At 61.3% G+C, this 22,773-nt stretch carries 19 protein-coding genes; 6 read left to right on the plus strand and 13 right to left on the minus strand.

The window, feature by feature from the left end; all coding sequences use genetic code 11:
• Positions 1-57: 57 nt before the first annotated feature.
• Positions 58-579, plus strand: coding sequence for a ribosome biogenesis factor YjgA (gene yjgA / locus ACSAMW_RS10780; RefSeq protein WP_500593913.1), 522 nt, complete (start codon positions 58-60; stop codon positions 577-579).
• A gap of 30 nt (positions 580-609) precedes the next feature.
• Here the strand turns inward: yjgA and tldD are convergent, their stop codons facing one another.
• The 7 genes from tldD to mreB all read right to left on the minus strand — a co-directional run bounded on the left by tldD (position 610) and on the right by mreB (position 11,027).
• Positions 610-2,052, minus strand: coding sequence for a metalloprotease TldD (gene tldD / locus ACSAMW_RS10785; protein ID WP_500593914.1), 1,443 nt, complete (start codon positions 2,050-2,052; stop codon positions 610-612).
• A 166-nt stretch (positions 2,053-2,218) separates the two neighbouring features.
• A complete protein-coding gene (locus ACSAMW_RS10790; protein WP_500593915.1) occupies positions 2,219-6,061 on the minus strand; it encodes a YhdP family protein in 3,843 nt (1,280 codons plus the stop codon).
• Between the two features lie 31 nt (positions 6,062-6,092).
• Complete coding sequence (rng, locus tag ACSAMW_RS10795; protein ID WP_168083966.1) at positions 6,093-7,550, minus strand: ribonuclease G; 1,458 nt, start codon at positions 7,548-7,550, stop codon at positions 6,093-6,095.
• Positions 7,551-7,619: 69 nt separating this feature from the next.
• Positions 7,620-8,222, minus strand: a complete 603-nt coding sequence (locus ACSAMW_RS10800) for a Maf family protein (RefSeq protein ID WP_500593916.1) — start codon at positions 8,220-8,222, stop codon at positions 7,620-7,622.
• Between the two features lie 24 nt (positions 8,223-8,246).
• Complete coding sequence (gene mreD / locus ACSAMW_RS10805; RefSeq protein ID WP_500593917.1) at positions 8,247-8,735, minus strand: rod shape-determining protein MreD; 489 nt, start codon at positions 8,733-8,735, stop codon at positions 8,247-8,249.
• Positions 8,735-9,823, minus strand: coding sequence for a rod shape-determining protein MreC (gene mreC / locus ACSAMW_RS10810; protein ID WP_500594022.1), 1,089 nt, complete (start codon positions 9,821-9,823; stop codon positions 8,735-8,737). The genes mreD and mreC overlap by 1 nt, the downstream gene beginning before the upstream one ends.
• A 166-nt stretch (positions 9,824-9,989) precedes the next feature.
• Complete coding sequence (mreB, locus tag ACSAMW_RS10815; protein ID WP_168083969.1) at positions 9,990-11,027, minus strand: rod shape-determining protein MreB; 1,038 nt, start codon at positions 11,025-11,027, stop codon at positions 9,990-9,992.
• 202 nt (positions 11,028-11,229) lie between these two features.
• Here mreB and gatC point away from each other — a divergent pair, with 202 nt between their 5' ends.
• From gatC to ACSAMW_RS10840, 5 genes are all read left to right on the plus strand, one after another.
• A complete protein-coding gene (gene gatC, locus ACSAMW_RS10820) occupies positions 11,230-11,517 on the plus strand; it encodes an Asp-tRNA(Asn)/Glu-tRNA(Gln) amidotransferase subunit GatC (RefSeq protein WP_500593918.1) in 288 nt (95 codons plus the stop codon).
• A gap of 16 nt (positions 11,518-11,533) precedes the next feature.
• Positions 11,534-12,985, plus strand: coding sequence for an Asp-tRNA(Asn)/Glu-tRNA(Gln) amidotransferase subunit GatA (gene gatA, locus ACSAMW_RS10825; RefSeq protein ID WP_500593919.1), 1,452 nt, complete (start codon positions 11,534-11,536; stop codon positions 12,983-12,985).
• A gap of 12 nt (positions 12,986-12,997) precedes the next feature.
• Entirely contained in the window at positions 12,998-14,443 is a 1,446-nt protein-coding gene (gatB, locus tag ACSAMW_RS10830) for an Asp-tRNA(Asn)/Glu-tRNA(Gln) amidotransferase subunit GatB (RefSeq protein WP_500593920.1), read from the plus strand.
• 65 nt (positions 14,444-14,508) lie between these two features.
• The gene (locus tag ACSAMW_RS10835; RefSeq protein ID WP_500593921.1) at positions 14,509-14,880 is read left to right on the plus strand and encodes a septal ring lytic transglycosylase RlpA family protein; all 372 of its coding nucleotides are present in this window, start codon (positions 14,509-14,511) and stop codon (positions 14,878-14,880) included.
• A gap of 42 nt (positions 14,881-14,922) precedes the next feature.
• Positions 14,923-15,969: a calcium/sodium antiporter gene (locus tag ACSAMW_RS10840; RefSeq protein WP_500594023.1), complete on the plus strand. Its 1,047-nt coding sequence runs from the start codon at positions 14,923-14,925 to the stop codon at positions 15,967-15,969.
• Here ACSAMW_RS10840 and ACSAMW_RS10845 read toward each other — a convergent pair.
• The 6 genes from ACSAMW_RS10845 to ACSAMW_RS10870 all read right to left on the minus strand — a co-directional run bounded on the left by ACSAMW_RS10845 (position 15,966) and on the right by ACSAMW_RS10870 (position 22,576).
• Entirely contained in the window at positions 15,966-16,907 is a 942-nt protein-coding gene (locus tag ACSAMW_RS10845) for an AEC family transporter (protein ID WP_500593922.1), read from the minus strand. The two genes, ACSAMW_RS10840 and ACSAMW_RS10845, sit on opposite strands and share 4 nt — an antisense overlap.
• A gap of 95 nt (positions 16,908-17,002) precedes the next feature.
• Positions 17,003-17,914, minus strand: a complete 912-nt coding sequence (gene kdgD, locus ACSAMW_RS10850; protein ID WP_500593923.1) for a 5-dehydro-4-deoxyglucarate dehydratase — start codon at positions 17,912-17,914, stop codon at positions 17,003-17,005.
• 229 nt (positions 17,915-18,143) lie between these two features.
• Entirely contained in the window at positions 18,144-18,890 is a 747-nt protein-coding gene (locus ACSAMW_RS10855) for a FadR/GntR family transcriptional regulator (protein ID WP_500593924.1), read from the minus strand.
• Between the two features lie 60 nt (positions 18,891-18,950).
• Positions 18,951-20,684 (minus strand): ABC transporter ATP-binding protein/permease, encoded by a 1,734-nt coding sequence (locus ACSAMW_RS10860; protein WP_500593925.1) that lies wholly within the window; start codon positions 20,682-20,684, stop codon positions 18,951-18,953.
• Between the two features lie 73 nt (positions 20,685-20,757).
• Positions 20,758-21,321: a response regulator transcription factor gene (locus ACSAMW_RS10865; RefSeq protein ID WP_168083978.1), complete on the minus strand. Its 564-nt coding sequence runs from the start codon at positions 21,319-21,321 to the stop codon at positions 20,758-20,760.
• Entirely contained in the window at positions 21,314-22,576 is a 1,263-nt protein-coding gene (locus ACSAMW_RS10870) for an ATP-binding protein (protein ID WP_500593926.1), read from the minus strand. The genes ACSAMW_RS10865 and ACSAMW_RS10870 overlap by 8 nt, the downstream gene beginning before the upstream one ends.
• Between the last annotated feature and the right edge of the window lie 197 nt (positions 22,577-22,773).

The raw sequence follows: 22,773 nt of genomic DNA on the forward strand, positions 1-22,773 counted from the left end.
CCGGACAATCGGCCCCCGACTGGTTATCATGGCGGCGTTTATCTGCGGACGGCCCCCATGGTTGATTCATACGACGATTCCCTCGGCGAGGGAAAAAGCAAGACACAGGTCAAACGTGAACTTCACGCGTTGACCGAACTGGGCGAGCGGCTTACCACGCTCAAACCCGACCTGCTCGCCAAGCTCCCCCTTACCGAGCCTCTACGGCGTGCCCTTGAAGAGGCGCCTAAACATACTGCCAATGCCGCACTCAAGCGCCACAGGCAGTTCATCGGCAAGCTGATGCGTGACCAGGACACCGATGCCATTCTCCAGTTGCTGGACCAGGTGGATGCCTCTACACGCCAGTACAACGAGCGCTTCCATAACCTGGAACGGTGGCGCGACCGGTTGATCGCTGGCGACGATGCCCTGCTGGACAGCTTTGTGACCCAGTACCCGGAGACCGACCGGCAGCACTTGCGATCCCTGGTGCGCCACGCGCAACACGAAGCCACGCACAACCGGCCACCTTCGGCGAGCCGCAAGATCTTCAAGTACATCCGCGAGATCGACGAACAGCAGCGCGGCCTTCGCTAGACACTAGGCCGGCGCTGCAGGCCTGCACACTCACGCGCCGGTGCCGCCTACGGTAATGGCATCGATTTTCAGGGTCGGCTGGCCAACGCCAACCGGCACTGACTGCCCATCCTTGCCACAGGTGCCAACCCCGCTGTCCAGCGCCAGATCAGTGCCTACCATCGACACGCGGCTCATGCAGTCCGGACCATTGCCTATCAGCGTAGCCCCCTTCACAGGTGCGGTGATCCTGCCGTCTTCGATGAGGTAGGCTTCACTGGTAGAGAACACAAACTTGCCGCTGGTGATATCCACCTGCCCGCCACCCAGGTTGGCGCAGTACAGCCCCTTCTTGACCGACTTGATGATCTCCTCAGGGTCATGTTCACCTGCCAGCATGTAGGTGTTGGTCATGCGAGGCATGGGCAAGTGAGCGTAGGACTCGCGCCGCCCATTACCGGTCGCGGCTGCACCCATTAACCGGGCATTGAGCTTGTCCTGCATGTAGCCTTTGAGAATGCCCTTCTCGATGAGGGTAGTGCATTGGGTACGGGTCCCTTCATCATCCACGCTCAGCGAGCCGCGGCGCCCCTGCAACGTGCCATCGTCCACGATAGTGCACAGGCTGGACGCTACTTTCTGCCCCACCTGGCCGCTATAGGCCGAGCTGCCTTTGCGGTTGAAGTCTCCTTCCAGGCCATGCCCAACCGCTTCGTGCAGCAACACGCCTGACCAGCCAGAGCCCAGCACCACGGGCAGGGTGCCTGCAGGTGCCGGCTGCGCCTCCAGGTTAACCAGCGCCTGACGCAGCGCTTCCCGGGCATACCCCATGGCGCGCTCTTCATCCACGAAATACTGGTAGTGGGTGCGAGCCCCGCCACCATGGCCACCACGTTCACGACGGCCGTTTTGCTCTACGATAACGCTCACATTGAAACGCACCAGCGGGCGCACGTCGGCGGCAAGGCTGCCGTCCATGGCCGCCACCAGTATGCGGTCCCACACGCCCGCCATGCTTACGGTCACTTGCTGTATACGGGGGTCGAGGGTACGGGTGTAGGCGTCGATGCGTTTCAACAGCTCGACTTTTTCGGCGCGCGTCATCACGTCCAGCGGGTTGTCGGGTGCGTACAGCTGTTCGACCGTGGGCGCCTTGAAGGCTTGAACCCGACCCTGCTGGCCGGCCCGGGAAATCGAGCGGGCCGCTTGAGCCGCCAGGCCTAGCGCTTCCCTCGTGATGGTATTGCTGTAGGCAAAGCCGGTCTTTTCACCCGCTTGAGCCCGCACGCCGACACCTTGATCGAAACTGAAGCTGCCTTCCTTGACGATGCCATCCTCAAGTGCCCAGGATTCGGACACTTGGGCTTGGAAATACAGGTCTGCCGCATCGATGCCCGGACCTGCCAGCTCACCCAGCACGCCCGTGAGGCTGTCGAGGGTAAGATTGCCAGGCGCCAGTAATTGTGCGCTGACCGTGTTCAACATTTCGCTCATGTTCACTCCGCGAAAGAGGCAGGCCGCAATGCGCCCTGCAAGGAAAACCGCCGATGCGCCTGCACCGGCATTGGCCAAGGTCATTAGTGCTGACATAAGGCCTTGTGCAAGAAGCTATGCCCGCATCCTAGCGCACTCGATTAAATGGGGCTAACTATCGACGTGATCAATGGGCTTTGTCGAAAGGGCGATCAAAGGTAAGTTTGGGCTCTTTCAGTGTGCCTTCAAGGCGGTACTTGACACTGACTAGGCGCGATACGCGATCGCCCAGCAGCTTGTCTACCAGGAACAAGGCACCGCCAATGGCCGGCGCACCCGCAATAAGCGCGGCCAGTGGCAAGTTGGTGCTTACCGGCAGAGAGACGAGAAGACGTGCGTCTACCCGGTCTGCGGCCATGTCCAGCGTGCCATCCAGCTCCAGGTTGCTCGAAGGCCCTGCCACTGTGATCGGCGTTCGCGTCACGTAGACGCCGTCGCTGGCCGCCAGCTGGCCCTTGATCTTGTCGTAGCTCAAACCCCGGTCCCACAGGTCGGAAAAGTCCAGGCGCAGGCGCCGCCCGATGGCATTGAAATTGAGCAGGCCGAACACGCGCAGAGCCTGCGCACCGCCTTCCACTTCCACAAACTGGCCATGGTTGAGCGTTGCATCAAGGCTGCCTGAATAACGCTTGGGCGACGCCCAGGCAGGCGACCCAGGCCAGCGGCCATCGATGTCGACCGCAAAGTCCTTGCTGGTGACAGAGGGCGCGAATCGCCAGGCTTTGAGGACGTCAGCCAGGTTGCCCCCGCTCACGCGCCCCTTGAACCAGCTGGCCGTGGAGCCGGGGGTACCCTCCCAACTGCCGTCGCCTTGCAACTGCATGCCCTTGAGGCCCAGATTCAATTCATTCAATGCCAGCCCTCGCGTTGAGGGGCGCAGCTTGAGCGACCAGGCGCCTACTAGGTCATCGCCTTGCCAAAGCCTCGCAATGTGCACGTTGGTTGCAGGCAACGTATGGGGATCCACGTCTGCCAGGGGATCTGGCGTGTCTGGCGGCTCAGGCGCCGCCGGGTCGTCCGGTGCAGGGGCGGGCAAGTGAATGTCCTGCATATCGATGTCCAAAGGCGCGGTGGCGCTGTCTGGCAGGGTTGCACGCCCTGTCACCTGCACGCTGTTGACCTGTAGCAGCCACGCCTCGGGCGCCCGATCCAGGCGCACCCTGGCCTGCTCCAGAGACTGCCCAAACGCACTCAGGTGCCCGATGGTCACGTCTGCGCCGCTGATGGCTGAGCTGGCCATCGCCGCATTGGCGGTTGGTGCACCAGCCTTTGCCGTCGCAGGCAGGTACCGGTCACGAACGGCTTGCCACGCTTTGAGGTCTAGCGTGTCGGCTGCACCTCGAATACGCAGGCCTGTACCCTGAGGCAACCGTGGTGTGCCCTCTCCCAGCCACAGCTCGCCTCGGCTAGCGCCGATAGGTGCCGTGAACCGTCCTTCGGCCGGCTGATAGATAAAGCTGGCAAGGTTGGCGTAAGCGACCCGCAGTTGAGGGGCACTGCCCTGCAGGTCCAGTTCCACATGAGCGGGGCGGCTGTCTTCGGGCGCCTTGCCATAAGGGCTAGGCAGGTCCACCGTCACCCCCTTAAGAGGAGAGTCCACTACCAACTGGCTGTTGGCGTTCAGATCTAACCGCAGTTGATAGGGGAATTCCCCGCTGACAGGCAATGCCTGTGTAGCGCCCAACCAGCTGCCAAGGGTGGCAACGTCCATTCGGCCGCCTACGTTTATCTGGGTGAATAGCGCCCCAGGGGCGCCAAGCGCAGCGATACTACCTGTAAAGGGTTTTCCAAGGGCCTGGCCCTCCACGCTCTGCGCTGAAAGCCCTTTATCCAGGTCGAAACGGAAAGCGCCTTTGAGCTGGCTGAGTTCCAGTACCGGCTGGGGGATTTTCAAACGTGCACCACTGGTGTTGAAGTCCACCACCACCTTGGGTGCCTGGCCATGGGCCAAGGGAATGTCCAGGTCCACGCTGCCTTGCAACGGCCCCTCTGCTTCCCAGCCCGTAAAGACTTCTCCGGTGCCTATGGGGGCAGTTTGAAGAATGTTGATGCCATCGCCCAGGGGGCCTTCGAACGCGCCTTGTACCGTGAGGTGTGGTGCTTGCCCCTCCGGCACATGGGGCACTTTTACCTTCACACCGCTTAAGGCGGTATTGAGCAAGGTGCCACGGCTGGCATTGATGCGAACATCGCCATCCTGGATGTAGACCTTACCGTCTACCCCATGAAGCGCCGGCCAGCCGGGCTGGAAGGCCAGCATTGCGTTATGTACGTTAAAAAACAGGGTAATGCTGCGCGCATGGTCCGGGGCGGCATGGGCCAGAGACCCCTGGTACTGGAAGTAGCCTTCCTCAACGTTGCCCTGCTGTACAGCGTTGCGTAGCCAGTCCGCCACCTGTGGGCTCAGTGCTTCAGGCAGGTATTTGGCGGTATAGCGACCGTCCCCTTCATGCAACCCCACGCGCAGGTCCATGTAGGGCTCCAGGCCTTCGCCAAAAGGCAGGCGAATCATGAAATCAGCTGCGATCTTTCCTTCTTCACCCAGCACCTGGATCACAGGGGCCACCAGGCTGAACCCCTCGCTGTTCAAGTGCCACTGAAGCCGCGCGTGGGCTTCCTTGTAACGCCACTGCTGCTTGAAGATTGGCCACAGGTGCAACATAAAGTCATTGCTGGCCAGGCGCAGCTCACCCTGCCCCAAATCACCGCTGATGCTTCCGCTTACGTTGGCAGCGCCGGGTGCGCCGTGATAGGCCTGGAAAGCCACTTGTTCCAGGTTTGTTTCGAACGCCAGGCGGCGGTCGCCTGCTTCCTGCGGGCGTAGCGTCAGCCTCAGGTTACGCAGGGTGCCGCTGGGTTTAAGGATGTCCATCGCAAGTGCCGCTTTGTCTGGCCACGGCGTATAGGCATCCAGCAAGGGCAGCAAGGGGCCGAGATCAAGGCGGTCTGCCTGCACCTGCCACGCCTCGCCTGCTTGCACGGCCTTGATATGGGTCTCCCATCGCTGGCCGTTCAGGCTCATGGCCAACGGCTGGGCCACGGCGGTATAGCCTTCGCCCGTGCGCTGCAGGCAGGCCGTGAGGGCAATGTCTTCTGCTGCGGCAGGCGTACGGCCTTCGATGCCCCCCTTAACACGCGGGGCATTCAAGCGCAGGGTGGCGCTGGCCAAGTGCTGCTGCGCCCAGCTCAGCCATACCTCCCCTCCCGCTTTCAATTCAGCGAAGCGCCACTGGCCCAAGAGGCTGGCGGGCACCCATTGAGCCCAGTCACTTTGGGGCACACTGATGTAGACCTGAGCAGAACCGTCTTGCCAGTGTGCCTGCTCGGCCTGAGCGCGTAGTTGTACAGCCACCGGTTTACCGTCCGGCAAGTGGAACCGGGCGTCCAGCCGCTGCTCGCCTGTTGCTGTTCGCAGGCTCAGGCCCAGGTACGTGAACGCCATGGGGTCTCGCTGCCATGGCCGTACAGTCAGTTGGCTATCCACCACATTCAGCTCGCCCAACTGCCGCAGGCGAGCCAGGGCTACGCCGGGGTCGAAGGGCGTATGGTCCGGGTTGCTGGCCATGCCCTGCAAGGCCCAGTGGCCTTCACCGTCCTGCTGCACGGTCAGCTGCACGCCCTCAAGCTGCAAGGTGGCCACATGGGGTTCAAGGGTGATCAGGCTGCGCCACAGCGCCGGTACTACCCGTATCTGCTCCAGATGCAGGGCGCCAGCACCTGTGCCCAGGCTGACATTGTGCGCAACAATGATGGGCGCCAGCCCGCCCCAGGTGCCTTCAAGCTTGCCGATCTCAACCGGAATGTTCAGCGCCTGGCTCGCCTTCAATGCCAGAACAGGCCGGTAATCACTTACCATGGGCAGCAGTTGCCGCCCCAGGCTTACATACAGGGCCAACAGGATCAGGCACAGGGCGCAGGCGCCGAGGCCCCAGCGGACAAGCACGCTGGCGACTTGTGTCAAACGTGCCATTCGAAGGGCCTTGTACCGTTACGCCACTGACTCAGAGCAGCACCACATCGTATTGTTCCTGCGAGTACATGCTCTCGACCTGGAAACGAATGGTGCGGCCAATGAAGGCTTCCAGTTCCGCGACGTTACCGGACTCTTCATCCAGCAACCGATCGACCACCTTCTGGTTGGCCAATACACGGTAGCCCTCTGCCTCGTAGGCCCGCGCCTCGCGCAGTATTTCCCGGAAGATTTCGTAGCAGACGGTTTCCGGGGTTTTCAACTTTCCCCGGCCCTGGCAGCAGGCACAGGGTTCGCACAGCACCTGTTCAAGGCTCTCCCGGGTGCGCTTACGGGTCATTTGCACCAGGCCCAGCTCGGTAATACCAATGATATTGGTCTTGGCGTGGTCGCGCTCCAGCTGCTTTTCCAAAGTGCGCAGTACTTGGCGCTGGTGATCCTCATCCTCCATGTCAATGAAGTCGATGATGATGATCCCACCGATATTGCGCAGCCGCAGTTGGCGCGCGATGGCAGTGGCCGCCTCCAGGTTGGTCTTGAAGATGGTTTCCTCAAGGTTGCGATGCCCCACAAAGGCTCCGGTATTCACGTCGATGGTGGTCATGGCTTCCGCCGGGTCTACCACAAGGTAGCCACCGGACTTGAGCGGCACCTTGCGGTCCAGCGCGCGCTGTATCTCGTCTTCCACCGCATACAGGTCGAAAATGGGCCGCTCGCCAGGGTAGTGCTCCAGGCGGTCAGCGATCTCAGGCATCAGCTCTTCAACAAACTGCGTGGTTTTTTGAAAGGTTTCCCGCGAGTCGATACGAATTTTCTCGATCTTGGGGTTTACCAGGTCCCGGAGTGTACGCAGGGCAAGGCCCAGGTCTTCGTAGATGACGGTGGGCGCCCCTACGGTTTTGATCTGGGTAGCGATCTGCTCCCAGAGGCGGCGCAGGTAACGGATGTCCATCAGGATTTCTTCAGCGCGTGCGCCTTCGGCCGCCGTGCGCAATATGAAGCCGCCGCTTTCCTGAATGCCTTCCTTCGCTACGCAGTCGCTTACGACCTGCTTGAGCCGGTCACGCTCGGCTTCCTCTTCGATTTTCAGCGAGATGCCCACGTGGCTGGTACGCGGCATGTACACCAGGTAGCGGGAGGGAATGGACAACTGGGTGGTCAGCCGTGCGCCCTTGGAGCCGATGGGGTCCTTGGTAACCTGCACCACCAGGCTTTGCCCTTCATGAACCAATGCACTGATGGCTTCCACCGCAGAGCCTTCACGCAGTGAAATTTCCGAGGCATGAATAAAGGCGGCACGCTCCAGCCCAATATCGATGAACGCTGCCTGCATGCCCGGCAGCACCCGTACCACCTTGCCTTTGTAGATGTTCCCGACAATGCCCCGGCGCTGAGTGCGCTCCACATGCACTTCCTGCAGCACACCGTTTTCCACCACCGCTACCCGGGATTCCATCGGCGTGATGTTGATGAGGATTTCTTCACTCATGACAGGCTCTCGTCAGAACAGTGACCCATGATGCCCGGACTGGCGACGCGGCGCGACGCCAGCGTGCGCTCACTCTACGGAACCTGGTACGGAAGCCGGCTGCCAGCAGGCAACGCCGAAGCGCGCCAGCAGTGCTGCGGTTTCGCACAACGGTAGCCCTACCACGGCGGAATAGCTGCCTTCTATCGCCTCCACAAACACGGCACCTAGCCCCTGAATGGCGTAACCACCGGCCTTGTCCACGGGTTCGCCACTGGCCCAGTAGGCTTGGATTTCGTGAGGCGAAATGTGCCGAAAGCGTACCTGGGTGCTGACACAGCACACTTCACTACGTGCCTCAGTGCTCAAGGCAATGGCTGTAAGCACGTAATGCGTGCGACCACTCAGGGAGGCCAGCATGTGTGCAGCCTGCTCGGCGCTGGTGGGCTTGCCGAAGATCTCACCTTCGCATACCACGGCCGTGTCTGCGCCCAAGACCACTGCACCCGCTGGCGCCTGAGCCAGGCCAGCAGCGGCCTTGGTAACCGCCAGGCGCTGTACGTAGGCGTCAGGCGCTTCTCCGGGCAGAGGCGTTTCGTCGATGCTTGCCTGTACTGTAGTGAAGGGCACGCCAATTTGCGCGAGCAGTTCGCGGCGGCGTGGGGAGCCGGAAGCCAGGAACAGGTTGGTCATGGGTACGGCTCCATGAAACGCGGGTCAGTGGATGTTGAAGCGGCGACGCAGGCCGCGCAGGCCGTAACTGACCCAAGGCCACAACAGGGCACTGGTCACTGCTGGCAGCACCAGCGCCAGGGTAGGCTGGCGATTACCGGTAAGGGCGCTCAGCCAGAGCTGCACCAGCTGCATCACGCCTAGCACCACGAAAATCACCAGGCTTTGCTGCCACATGGGGAACATACGCATGCGTTGCTGAAGGGACAGCACCAGAAAGGTGGTAAGGCTGAGGATAAGTGCATTCTGCCCAAGCAAGGTGCCGTAGAGCACGTCCTCGGCCAACCCAAGCAAAAAGGCCGTGGTCATGCCCACCTTGGCCGGCACGTTCAGGCACCAGAACGCCAGCAACAGCGCCAGCCATAACGGGCGTAACACTTCCATGAACTGGGGAAGCGGCGACACGCTCAGCAGCAGGCCGATGGCAAAGGTCAGCCAGATGATCCAGCCATGGTTGCGCCGGGTATTGACCATCAATGCGCTCCTTCAGGCGTGGCGGGTGCCGGATGGGCTGACCGCCCAGTAGAGGATGTAGTGTGAGGCTGGGTAGGCGCCGGTGTACTTGCCGGATGAGTAGAGGTGGCAGGTGCAGGGGTCGCAGGCGTACTGGTTGCGGGGTGCGCCTGAGTTCCCGAATGCGCGGGTTGGGCCGTGCCTGCAGGGGTTGAAGGCCCAGGCGTAGCTGCCGCAGGTGTCGACCCGGCCGGCGCGGTGGCTGCTGCACCGCCCTCCTCGGCCTGGGCAGCCTCTGCGGCACGCTGCTCTGGCGTACGGCTGTCCGAGAACACCAACAACACGTAGCGGCTTCGGTTCAGGGCTGCGGTAGGCACGGCACGTACAATCGCGAAAGGCTGCCCAGAGTCGTGGATCACCTCTTTCACCATTGCGACCGGGTAGCCTGCTGGGAAACGCTGCCCCAGCCCGGAGCTGACCAGCAGGTCCCCTTCCTTGATATCGGCAGTGTCGGCTACATGGCGCAACTCCAGCCGCTCGGGGTTTCCTGTGCCGCTTGCGATCGCCCTCAACCCGTTGCGGTTCACCTGGACAGGAATGCTGTGGGTGCTGTCGGTCAATAAAAGTACACGCGAGGTGTAGGGCATCAGTTCGACCACCTGCCCCATCAGCCCCCGCGCATCCAGAACGGGCTGGCCCAGAGACACACCGTCACGCTCACCCTTGTTAATCAGGATGCGATGGGTAAAGGGGTTGGGATCTACGCCGATCAGCTCGGCGACCTCGACCTTTTCATTCACCAGCGTGGACGAATTCAATAGCTCGCGCAGCCGCACATTCTGCTCGGTAAGGGCGGCCAGCTTCTGCAAGCGCCCTTGAAGCAGCAAGGCTTCGGTCTTGAGCTTTTCGTTTTCGGCAATCAGCTCGGTGCGGCTGCCAAACTGGCTGGCGACACCCTGGTAGAGCCGCTGAGGCAGGTCGGTAACCCAGTAGGCCTGCATCAACAGCAGCGACATCTGGCTACGGACCGGCTTGAGCAGCATGAAACGCGCGTCCACTACCATCAGTGCAACCGAGAGGACGGTGAGCACCAGCAGGCGGACAATCAGCGAAGGCCCCTTGGAGAACAGCGGTTTAATGGGCTGTTCCTCCCGGGCAGTAGGGCGAAAGATCAGTCATGGAACGGCGCCGCGGTAAAAACGGAAAACACGCGAGCGCCCGGGGCTGCGGCAACACCAATAGGCATTGCCCCACGGCACCAGGCGCCGCCCTGGCTCATTCGCTGGAGAGCAGGTCCATGGTGTGCTTGTCCATCATTTCCAGTGCACGGCCACCGCCGCGTGCCACGCACGTAAGCGGGTCTTCAGCCACGATCACCGGCAGGCCGGTTTCCTGGGCCAGCAGTTTGTCCAGGTCCCGCAGCAACGCACCGCCACCTGTCAGCACCAGGCCGCGCTCTGCAATGTCGGACGCCAGCTCCGGTGGAGACTGCTCCAGGGCGCTTTTAACGGCCTGAACGATAGTGGCCAGCGACTCTTGCAAAGCTTCGAGCACTTCACTGGAGTTCAGCGTAAAGGCACGTGGAACGCCTTCAGCCAGGTTACGGCCGCGCACATCGACTTCGCGCACTTCGCCGCCTGGGTAAGCGGTACCGATTTCCTGCTTGATACGCTCAGCAGTGGACTCGCCAATCAGGCTGCCGTAGTTGCGACGCACGTAGGTCACGATGGCTTCGTCGAAGCGGTCGCCGCCGACACGGACGGACTCTGCGTACACCACACCGTTCAGGGAGATCAGGGCGATTTCGGTAGTACCACCTCCGATGTCGACCACCATGGACCCGCGGGCCTCCTCGACCGGCAGCCCGGCACCGATGGCCGCCGCCATGGGTTCCTCGATCAGGAACACTTCACGGGCACCAGCGCCCAGCGCCGATTCGCGAATGGCACGGCGCTCCACCTGGGTGGACTTGCATGGCACGCAGATCAGTACACGAGGGCTGGGCTGCAGGAAGCTGTTCTCGTGAACCTTGTTGATGAAGTACTGAAGCATTTTTTCGCAAACGCTGAAGTCGGCGATCACGCCGTCCTTCATCGGACGAATGGCTGCAATATTACCCGGGGTACGGCCGAGCATGCGCTTGGCTTCGGTCCCGACGGCCACAACGCTCTTCTGGTTTCCGTGAGTACGGATGGCAACCACCGAGGGCTCATTCAGGACGATACCGCGCTCACGCACGTAGATAAGGGTGTTGGCCGTTCCCAGGTCGATGGACAGATCGCTGGAAAACATGCCACGCAGTTTCTTGAACATGGAGAAGTGACCCTGGCAACGCGTGGGTAAAAAAGTGCGGCAAACTCTAACAACGGTAGGGATTTTGGGCAAGGCGCCAATATGTTAAATTGGCTGTTTTTCCGGGCACACGGCCCCACGATCGCAGCTCTGTGCCAGCATTTTCGTAGCTTTGCCCCCTGTCGGGCGGACACTTTCCGCCTGACTTTACTGGAGATCCCCCATGGCGCTCGAACGCTCCGACGTGGAAAAGATCGCCCACCTGGCCCGCCTCGGGCTGCGCGAGGCTGATCTTTCCACCACCCTTGAGGCCCTGAACCGCATCCTGGGGCTTGCAGACCAGATGCAGGCCGTTGATACCCAAAATATCGCGCCATTGGCCCACCCCCTGGAAGCCAGCCAGCGCCTGCGCATCGACAGGGTTACCGAACACAACCAGCGCGACGCCTACCAGGCCATTGCACCGGCCGTAGACAGCGGCCTGTACCTGGTACCGAAAGTCATCGAGTAAGGGAAAACCGCCTGCCATGCATCAATTGACCCTGGCCGAGATCGCCCGCGGCCTTGCCGCCAAGCAATTCTCCTCCGAAGAGCTGACCCGCACCCTCCTCGCCCGTATCCAGGCACTGGACCCGCAGCTCAATGCCTTCATCACCGTGACAGAAGCGCTCGCGCTGGAACAGGCGCGCGCCGCCGATGTACGGCGCGCCAATGGCGATAACAGCCTACTGCTGGGCGCACCCATCGCCCACAAAGACCTGTTCTGTACGCAGGGCATTCGTACCAGTTGCGCTTCGCGCATGCTCGACAACTTCGAAGCCCCCTACGATGCCACCGTGGTAGAGAAACTGGCTGCAGCGGGCGCCGTGACCCTGGGCAAGACCAACATGGACGAGTTCGCCATGGGGTCGGCGAACGAAAACAGCTATTACGGCCCGGTGAAAAACCCCTGGCAGCTGGAGCACGTCCCCGGTGGCTCTTCTGGCGGCTCGGCAGCCGCCGTGGCAGCGCGCCTGCTACCGGCTACCACCGGCACCGATACAGGCGGTTCCATTCGCCAGCCGGCGGCCTTCACCAACCTCACCGGGCTCAAGCCTACCTACGGGCGCGTGTCCCGCTGGGGCATGATCGCCTACGCCTCCAGCCTGGACCAAGCCGGCCCGCTGGCGCGTACCGCCGAGGACTGCGCCCTGCTGCTGCAGGGCATGGCCGGGTTCGACCCGAAGGACTCCACTAGCATCGACGAACCCGTGCCGGACTACACCGCCACGCTGAACGACTCCCTGGAAGGCCTGCGCATCGGCGTACCCAAGGAATACTTCGGCGCCGGCCTGGACCCTCGCATCGGGGAGCGTGTACAGGCCAGCATTCGTGAACTGGAAAAGCTGGGGGCCGTGATCAAGGAGATCAGCCTGCCGACCATGCAGCATGCCGTGCCAGCCTACTACGTGATCGCACCCGCAGAGGCCTCGTCCAACCTGTCCCGCTTCGACGGCGTACGCTTCGGCTACCGTTGTGACAGCCCCGTGGACCTGACCGACCTGTACAAGCGCTCTCGTGGCGAAGGCTTCGGCCCGGAAGTACAGCGCCGGATCATGGTCGGCGCCTATGCGCTCTCCGCAGGTTACTACGACGCCTACTACCTCAAGGCTCAGCGCATTCGCCGCTTGATCAAGAACGACTTCATGGCCGCCTTCCAGGACGTGGACGTGATTGTCGGGCCTACCACGCCAAACCCGGCCTGGAAGCTCGGCGCCAAAGGCAGTGACCCGGTCGCGGCCTACCTTGAGGATGTGTACACCATTACGGCCAACCTGGCCGGCCTGCCAGGCCTGTCCATGCCCGTTGGCTTCGCCGATGGCCTGCCGGTAGGCGCGCAACTGCTGGCCCCGTATTTCCAGGAAGGGCGGCTGCTGAACATCGCACACCGTTATCAGCAGATCACCGACTGGCATCTCCAGTCGCCCGAAGGCTTCTGAGGAGCTCCACACATGCAATGGGAAGTCGTGATCGGGCTGGAGATTCATACCCAGCTCTCGACCCAATCAAAGATTTTTTCGGGCAGCGCCACCACCTTTGGCGCCGAACCCAACACCCAGGCCAGCCTGGTAGACCTGGGCATGCCTGGCGTATTGCCCGTATTGAACGAGGAAGCCGTGCGCATGGCCGTAATGTTCGGCCTGGCCATTGAAGCCGACATCCGCCCGCAGAACGTGTTTGCCCGCAAAAACTATTTCTACCCTGACCTGCCCAAGGGCTACCAGATCAGCCAGATGGACCACCCCATCGTGGGCAAGGGCCACCTGGACATCACGCTGGAAGACGGCACCGTCAAGCGCATCGGCGTAACTCGTGCACACTTGGAAGAAGATGCGGGCAAGAGCCTGCACGAAGACTTCGCAGGGTCCTCCGGTATCGACTTGAACCGGGCCGGCACCCCGCTGCTGGAGATCGTTTCCGAGCCGGAAATGCGCTCTGCCAAAGAGGCCGTGGCCTACGTGAAAGCCATGCATGCCCTGGTACGTTACCTGGGTATCTGCGACGGCAACATGGCCGAAGGCTCGTTGCGCTGCGACTGCAACGTCTCCATTCGCCCCAAAGGGCAAGCCGAGTTCGGCACCCGTTGCGAGATCAAGAACGTCAACTCGTTCCGCTTCATCGAACGCGCCATCAATAGCGAAGTGCAACGCCAGATCGAGCTGATCGAGGACGGCGGCCGGGTAATCCAGGAAACACGGCTGTACGATCCGAACAAGGACGAAACCCGCTCCATGCGTAGCAAGGAAGAAGCGAACGACTATCGCTACTTCCCGGACCCTGACCTGCTACCGGTAGAGATCGCGCCGGCCTTCCTGGAGGCCGTACGCGCGTCCTTGCCTGAGCTGCCACCCCAAAAGCGCGAGCGCTTCCAGAGCCAGTATGGCCTGTCGGCGTACGACGCTACCGTACTGGCCTCCAGCCGCGAACAAGCCGATTACTTCGAGCAGGTGGTCGCGCTATGCGGCGATGCCAAGCTGGCGGCCAACTGGGTGATGGTGGAGCTGGGCAGCCTGCTCAACAAGCAGGGCCTGGACATCGAGCAATCCCCGGTCAGCGCCGAACACTTGGGCGGCATGCTGGTGCGCATCCGTGACAACACCATTTCCGGAAAGCTCGCCAAGGTGGTCTTCGAAGCCATGGCCAATGGCGAGGGTACGGCGGACCAGGTCATTGAAACCCGCGGCCTGAAGCAGGTCACCGACAGTGGCGCCATCGAAAAGGTGCTGGACGACATGCTGGCGGCCAACGCCGAGCAGGTAGGCCAGTACCGCGCTGCCGACGAAGCCAAGCGTGGCAAGATGTTCGGCTTCTTTGTGGGCCAGGCGATGAAGGCTTCAAAAGGAAAGGCCAACCCGCAACAGGTGAACGAGCTGCTCAAGCGCAAGCTTGAGGGCTAAACGTGCCGGCAAACTGGCCGCTGCTTTACAGGCGGCCAGGACCGCTATCGCATAAGGACAAACCCATGCGGCGCCTGATGTTCTTAACCGCTGGCCTGCTGTTGCTGGCTGGTTGCGCCAGTGATAACACTCCGTTGGAGCGGGGGCAGGGCCAGGAAGGTATGGCCTCCTACTACGGCGCTCGGCACCAGGGCAAACGCACGGCCAGTGGTGAGCGCTTCGATCAGAACAGCCTGACCGCTGCTCACCGTAGCCTGCCCTTCGGCACCGAAGTACAGGTGACCAACCTGAGCAATGATCGCACGGTGGTGGTGCGTATCAACGATCGAGGGCCTCACGCACGCAACCGAATCATCGACCTGTCTCGCAATGCTGCGCAACAGCTGGGCATGACTGCCTCCGGCACTGCGCGCGTGCGTATCGAACGCCTGGACTGAGGAGGCCCTATCGCCGAGCTCGCTGCCCTGCCACCCTTGAGCCTGCTGCAATTTGCAGCGGGCGTATTGATGCTGATACTGGGTGCCGAACTGATGGTACGCAATGCCCTTCGATTGGCAGCTCAGGCCGGTGTTCGCCCATTGATGGCGGGCCTGCTATTGATGGCACTGGGCAGCAGCGCACCACAACTGGCCATTAGTTTGGGGGCCGTCGACGCTGGCGCACCGGATATCGCCTTGGGCAGCCTGGTGGGCGGCACGTTGTTCAACCTGCTGGTAACGCTGGGGGTGTGTGCGTTGGTTGTGCCACTTCGGGTGTCTTTGCCCGTGGTACGTGTGGATGTACCGTTGGTGATTGGCGCCGCGGCGCTGCTCTATGGTGTATCCATGGACCAGCACCTGGGCACGTGGGAGGCGATGCTGCTGCTGGCAGGGTGGGTGTTCTACCTGGGCGTGGCAGGCTGGCAACTTCGCCAAGGCAAGCGGCCAGTGCCTGTGGCCCTCAAACATGAACGCTCAACGCCTGCCACACTGGTTCGCCTAGCCGCTGGTATCACGTTGCTGACCCTTGGGGGCCAGTGGCTACAGGGCGCAGCCGTTGCCTTTGCCAACGAACTGGGCCTGTCTGAACGGGTGATGGGGCTTACTGTGGTCGCTGTGTGTGCCTCGCTGCCACCGCTGATGATATCGCTATTGGCGGCCTGGCGAGGCGAGCGCGAGCTGGCCGTCGGTAATGTGATCGGGAGCAGCCTGTACAACCTCACGGGCGTACTTGCCATCACTGTGCTTGCCAGCCCTGGTGGGGTATCCGTGTCACCCAACAGCCTTTCGTTCGACTTGCCGGCATTGCTGGGCGCTGCCCTGCTCGCCTGGCCGCTGTTCCGCCTGGGTTACCGGTTGACCCGGCTGGAAGGCCTGCTGTTACTGGCGCTGTACGGCGTGTACGGTCTGCACCTCATAGCGTTCAGCACGGGCATGCCTTTGGCGACTCGCCTGGAGCGGCTAGTGCTGGTGTACGTGCTACCGGTGCTGGTGATACTGGTGTGCGCGGGCGCATGGCGGTATCGGCGCCGCACCCGTGCGCGTTAAATCCAGCCACCCCAGTGCAACAAGAAGATACCGATATTAGTGGTCAGGATGGCAGCGATGGTCGTAATCACGACGATGGTCGCCGCCAACCGATAGTTGCCATTGGCCGCCCGGGCCATCACATAGCTGACCGAGGCGGTAGGCGCCCCGAAGTAAAGGAAGAGGATGCCCAGGTCTGCACCACGGAAACCGCATAGCCAGGCACCCAGCGTAGCCACGAGCGGCAACGCAACCATCTTCACCAGGCTGGCACTGATCGCCATTCGGCTGCCTGCGCGCAAGGCAGAGAGTGAGAGGGTGCCACCGATGCAGATTAACGCCAGTGGCAAGGTCATATTGGCCAGATACCCGGCCGACTTGTCCAGCCAACCAGGTAGCGGAATGCGCCAGATCGCGAAGGGTACCGCTGCCAGTACGCCGAGAATAAGCGGGTTGCGAACGATCCCTACCGCAAGGCTGAGCGGGTCGGATTTCATGGTAGGGCTGTAATAGGCCAGCACCACGGATGACAGGCTGTTATAGAGCACGATCAGCACTGCTGCCAGGATCGAACCCACCGCAATGCCGTAATCTCCGTACATACTGGCCGCCAGGGCCAGGCCAATGATGCCGTTGTTGCCCCGGAACGCGCCTTGAACGTAGATGCCACGGTCCTCCACCGGGCAATGCCAGCGCGCCCACAGCCAGATAAGCGCAAAACTGACCACGGTCGCTACCGCGAAATAGGCCAGCACGCCCAGTTGCAGCGCTTCATTTAAATTGGCGTGGATGATGCCCAGGAACAGCAGGCACGGCATAGTGACGTTGAACACCAGCTCAGATGCGACCTTAATGAACCCGTCGTCGATCCAATGCACGCGCTTGAGCAGCAACCCCATGAACAGCATCGCGAACACCGGGGCGGTGATGTTCAGTGTTTCAAGGAAAATGCCAAGCATGCGGTGGGCGGTCCGTTAGCGGTCGGTGATCACATGATAAGTCACTGGAACGAAAAAACGCGCCGAAGCGCGTTTTTCGTCAAGGGCGTTGCGCGTTACTGCGGGCCCAGCTTGTCCATCAGGGCCGCGAGCATTTCGTATTCTTCGCCAGTGAGGTCAGTCAGCGGTGTACGTACCGGGCCGGCATCGTAGCCCGCGATCTTAGCGCCTGCCTTGACAATACTGACCGCATAGCCGGCTTTGCGGTTACGGATATCCAGGTAAGGCAGGAAGAAGTCATCGATCATCTTGCCCACGGCTACGTGGTCGTCTGCAGCAATGGCGTGGTAGAAGTCCATGGCCAGCTTGGGCACGAAGTTGAACACCGCCGAAGAGTAGACCGGCACGCCCAGGGCTTTATAGGCAGCGGCGTAGACTTCGGCAGTGGGCAGGCCGCCCAGGTAGCTGAAGCGGTCGCCCAGGCGCCGGCGGATGCTAACCATCAGTTCGATATCACCCAGGCCGTCCTTGTAACCGATCAGGTTAGGGCAACGCTCGGCCAGCTTCTCCAACTGTGGTGCGTTCAGGCGGCACACGTTGCGGTTGTAGACGATAACGCCAATGTTTACGGATTTGCACACCGCCTCCACATGAGCGGCTACGCCGTCCTGCGATGCCTCGGTGAGGTAGTGAGGCAGCAGCAACAGGCCCTTGGCGCCCAGGCGCTCGGCTTCCTTTGCGTATTCGATGGCTTGGCGGGTAGCACCGCCAACACCTGCAAGGATCGGCACGCTGGTTGCGCAGGTATCGACTGCGGTTTTGATGACTTCGGAGTATTCACTGGCCGCCAGGGAGAAGAACTCGCCGGTACCGCCAGCAGCGAACAAGGCGCTGGCGCCGTACGGGGCAAGCCACTCCAGGCGCTTGATGTAGCCCGCGCGATTGAAATCGCCCTGAGCATTGAAATCGGTAACCGGAAAGGACAGCAGGCCGGCAGAAAGGATGGACTTGAGTTCTTGTGGAGTCATTGTAGTGAACACCCTGGTGCGCTGTAGAACGAAAACCGGCCTTGGCCGATGTTGTAAGTCATCGTACAACTAGTAAGACAAAGCAGCAAGGGGGGTGTCTGTAGATTCCTTGGGGAGACAGCGCTATGGGGACGGATAGGGCCTTTTGAAGCCGATTAGCCATGCGGCGCGGCAGGTTCCCGGCCTCCGCCTTCGGCTGCGACCGGTCCCACCGTAGGTAGCGCCTGGCTTACGCCGGCCTGGCGGCTTCTTCGTGGGCCTGACGCAAGCGTTCGCGGCTATTGGTAAGGTGCAGGCGCATGGCTGCACGGGCAGCGTCGGCATCCTGGCGGGCGATGGCATCGAAGATTTCTTCGTGCTCGCGGCTCAGGCGTGTCATGTAGTGCTGCTGGTCATCATGGGCCAGCCGCGCAGAATTCAGCCGGGTACGTGGAATGATGCTGGTGCCCAGGTGGGTCATGATGTCCGTAAAATACCGGTTACCTGTGGCCAACGCGATCTGCAGGTGGAACTGGAAGTCCGAGGCTACCGCATCGGTGGCATGTGCCGCGCTTTCGTTAAGGGCATCCAGTGCTGCACGCATGGCAGTAAGCTGCTCATCATTGCGGCGGTGGGCCGCCAGCCCGGCGGATTCCACCTCAAGGCTGATGCGCAGCTCAAGCACTGCCAACACGTCACGCAAGGTGACAATGGTGGCTGGGTCGATACGGAACCCGCTGGGGCTTGGGGTATCCAGCACGAAGGTGCCGATCCCGTGACGGGTTTCAACCTGACCGGCCGCCTGCAAACGGGAAATGGCTTCGCGGACCACCGTACGGCTAACGCCCTGCTCTTCCATGATTGCCGACTCGGTGGGCAATTTATCGCCGCGTTTGAGCTGGCCATTACGGATGCGCTCGCTCAGGATGGCTACCAGTTCCTGAGCGAGGCTGCGAGGTTTCTTGCGGGCGCGTGGTGGGGCGCTCTGATTATCCATAGATAAAGCCGGTCTCGGGGTTGATCAGCCGCCATCATAGCGCAAAAGCCCCTTGGACAATCACACCAGGCTGTGTACCTCTTGCGCCTGCAAATGTCCTTGTTCAATGCGCACCAGGCGCGGGTGGAAGCGTTGCAAGCTGCTGCGATGGCCCACGCTTAGAACGCTCAAGCCAGGCAATGTATCGATAAGCCCTTGGTAGAGCACGGCCTCATCCTCCTCGTCCATGGCTGAGGTGGCCTCATCCAGGAACAACCATTGAGGTTTGTACAGCAGTGCCCTGGCAAACGACAGGCGCTGCTGTTCGCCTGGGGATAACAGGCGCTGCCAGTGATTGCTTTCATCCAGTCGCGTCGCCAGGTGCCCAAGGCGGCAGCCTTCCAGCGCTTCGCGATACGCCTCATCAGGATAGGCATCGCCTGCCAAAGGGTAGCTCAACGCTTCGCGCAAGGTACCAATGGGCAGGTAGGGTTTCTGGGGCAGGAACAGTGAGCGCTCGGCTGGCATATGAATAGCCCCGCTGCCTTGCGGCCACAAGCCACCCATTGCACGCAACAAGGTACTCTTACCGCTGCCAGAGCGACCGCTCAGCATCACACGCTCGGCAGGGGCAATGGCCAGGTCTGCTTTGTCGACCAGGGTACGGCCATCGGCCAGGCCTAACACAAGCCCCTTGACGTCTACGCTCGCGTGATCGTGGCGTACGTTAATAGCAGCCGGCCGATCCTCATGCTCAGCCATCGCCTGGCGGAAGCTGAGCAGTCGGTCGCAGGTGGCTCGCCATTCAGCCAGCGAAGCGTAGGCATCCACGAACCAGCTAAGGTTCTCCTGCACATTGCCGAAGGCGGAGTTGATTTGCATCAGCTCACCGAGTTGAATCTTTCCAGCAAAGTAGCGGGGTGCAGCTACCACAAACGGAAAGATGATCGCGATCTGGCCGTAGCCTGCTGTAAAGAAGGTCAAGCGCTTTTGCACCTGCATCAAAGACCAGAAGTTGCTCCACACATGGCCAAACCGCTCTACCAGGCGAGCCTGTTCGTTTGGCTCCCCCTTGTATAGAGCAATGCTTTCAGCGTTTTCTCGTATACGCACCAGGGAAAAACGCAAGTCGGCTTCATAACGCTGCTGGCGGTTGTTCAAAGGAATCAAACGTCGCCCGATCAGGTGGGTTAGCCAACTGCCAACAACGGCATAGACCAAGGCCGCCCAGAACATATAGCCCGGGACGGTAACGCCGAATACTTCGATACTGCCGGACACGCCCCACAAGATCACCGAGAACGACACCAGGCTCACAATGGTACGCAGCAGCCCCAGGCCCAAGGAGAGCGTGGAGCTAGTGAAGCTGTTGATGTCTTCGCTGATGCGCTGGTCCGGGTTGTCCGTATAGGCCCCGGTTTCCAGATGGTAGTAGTTCTTGTGCGCCAGCCAGCGGGCAAAGTGCTGCTCGGTGAGCCATCGGCGCCAGCGGATAGTCAGCATCTGTGTCAGGTACAGCCGGTAGACCGCCCCAAGAATGGCGATGGCGGCAATACCGCCGAAATAGAGAATAAGGTGGCTGAATGCAGCCGTGTCTTTTTCTTGCAGGGCGTTGTAGAAATCTCGGTACCAGTTATTCAGCAGCACCGAAATGGCGACGCTGAACAGCGACAGCACTATCACTGCCCCCAACAGCAGCCAGGCCTTGCCCTTTTCTTCACTGCGCCAATAAGGCGTGGTCATGTTCCAGACGCGGCGTAGAAAATGCCCGCGTACAGCATCGTTCACTGCGGTGTATTCAGCGTTTTCGGTCATGGTGTGCTCAGCGCATCAGGTGCCCGCCAGGCCACCTGGCCTGGTACAGGCGGAACATGGAAAATCTGGGGATTCAGCGCCTGACGGGGCGCTTCTGCAGCTTTCTCTGCAACGTGCGCCGGTGCATGCCCAACGCCCGCGCAGTGGCTGAAATGTTGCCTTCATGCTCGGCCAGCACACGCTGAATGTGCTCCCACTGCAAACGGTCCACGGACATGGGGTTTTCCGGTACCAAGGTGTCCAGGTCGGCGTGCTCGGTCAGCAACGCGGCGAGCACGTCGTCTGCATCGGCGGGTTTGCACAGGTAGTTGCAGGCGCCGCGCTTGATAGCTTCCACAGCGGTCGCAATGCTGGAATACCCCGTAAGGATCACCACACGCATTTCCGCATCCAGCTCCAGCAACTGGGGCAATAGCACCAGCCCGGAATCGCCTTCCATTTTCAGGTCCAGCACGGCGTAGTCCGGAAGGTCCTGCTGGGCCAGCGTCAGCCCTTCTTCGGCTGAGCCTGCGGTGCTTACCCTGAAGCCACGGCGGCCCATGGCGCGTGCCATCACGCGTGTGAAGGTAGCGTCGTCGTCTACCAACAGCAGATGAGGCAGTTCTTCGCCCTCTGCAGCCTGGGGTTGATCAGTCATGTGTATCTCCTCGTGCGTCCCGCGGCAGGCGCAGCTCGGTGAGCGTGCCCCCGTCTTCGTGACTGTAGAGCCTTACCGAGCCACCAGCGCGTGTCACGCTGGCCTTGCTCAAGAACAGGCCAAGGCCGAAGCCTTTGCCCTTGGTGGTGAAGAAAGGTTTACCGATTTGTTCGGCAATGGCCAGAGGTACACCCGGCCCGTGGTCGCGAATTCGAATGAAGATGTTTTCATCGTCCCACTCGAGGCGCACTTCAAGCCCGTTCGGGCACGCATCTGCAGCGTTGTTGAGCAGGTTGAGCAACGCTTGGGTAAGGTCGGCAGGGGGCGACACCCGCGGGATGCTGCCCTGCCCCAGGCGTTGTAGCCGATAGGTGGCTTCCGGGCGCATCAGGTGCCAGCGGTCCAGGGCCTCATCCAGCCACGCTGTAACCTCCAGCTCGACCACGTCCTGCCGCCGATTGGCTTCGGCGGCACGCACCAGTTGCTGCAAGGTCTGCTTGCACAGCTGTACCTGGTCCTGGAGTACCTGAAAATCGTCCTGCAAAGCCGGGTCGTTATGGTCTTGGCGCATTTCCTTGAGCAGCACGCTCATGGTCGCCAAAGGTGTACCCAACTCGTGGGCAGCACCGGCGGCCTGCGTAGCGACCGCCAGCAGTTGCTGATCCCGCAAGCCCTCCTCACGACGCTGGGCGCGCCATTCTTGCTGGCGGCGAAGCTCTTCGGCCATGCGCGCCGCGAAAAACGTGATCACCGCTGCTGCCAGGGCAAAGCTGAGCCACATGCCGTAGATCTGCATGTTCTCCCGGGCGGCAAGGTAGGTTTCCAGCGGAACGAAGCGCACCAGCAGCACAGTGTAACTGGCCAGGGCCAGGCCGGAGAGCAGCAGCGAGTACAACCACGGCAGCGTGACGGCGGCAATGGTCAGTGGCACCAGGTAATAGGAGACGAATGGGTTGGTGCTACCCCCGGCGTAATACAGCAGCACGCTGTGAATCAGGAGGTCGCACGCCAGTTGCAGGGCATATTCCAGTTCCGTGACGGGCAGGCGGCTGCGCAGGCGCAACGCGGTCAGTGCACACAGCACCAGCGAGCAGCACAGGGTGGCGCTCAGCGGCCCCCATGGCAATGGCAGCAGGTGGGTGAGGTAGGCAAAGCCGACGGAGCCGGCTTGGGCGCCCAGCACCAGAATGCGCACGAAGGTCAGTCGCCAGAGGTTCTGGCGAGTAGCGGACAAAGGCAGAGCTACAACGGGCATGGCGTATCCGGCAAAAATGCGCTGGCAAGGAGGGTTGCAGTATAACGGCGTTGATTCAAACCGGCAGCGAAGGTTCGTTAACCGATGTTCCCCAAGCCTGCACTTCCCTTTCAATTACCTGCACGGCCAAGCTGCGATACACCCGAATCGGAACCGTCCGTGCCCCGCCAAGTCTTAGAACCACGATACACACTAAG

This window comes from Pseudomonas sp. AB39(2026) (assembly GCF_059831485.1).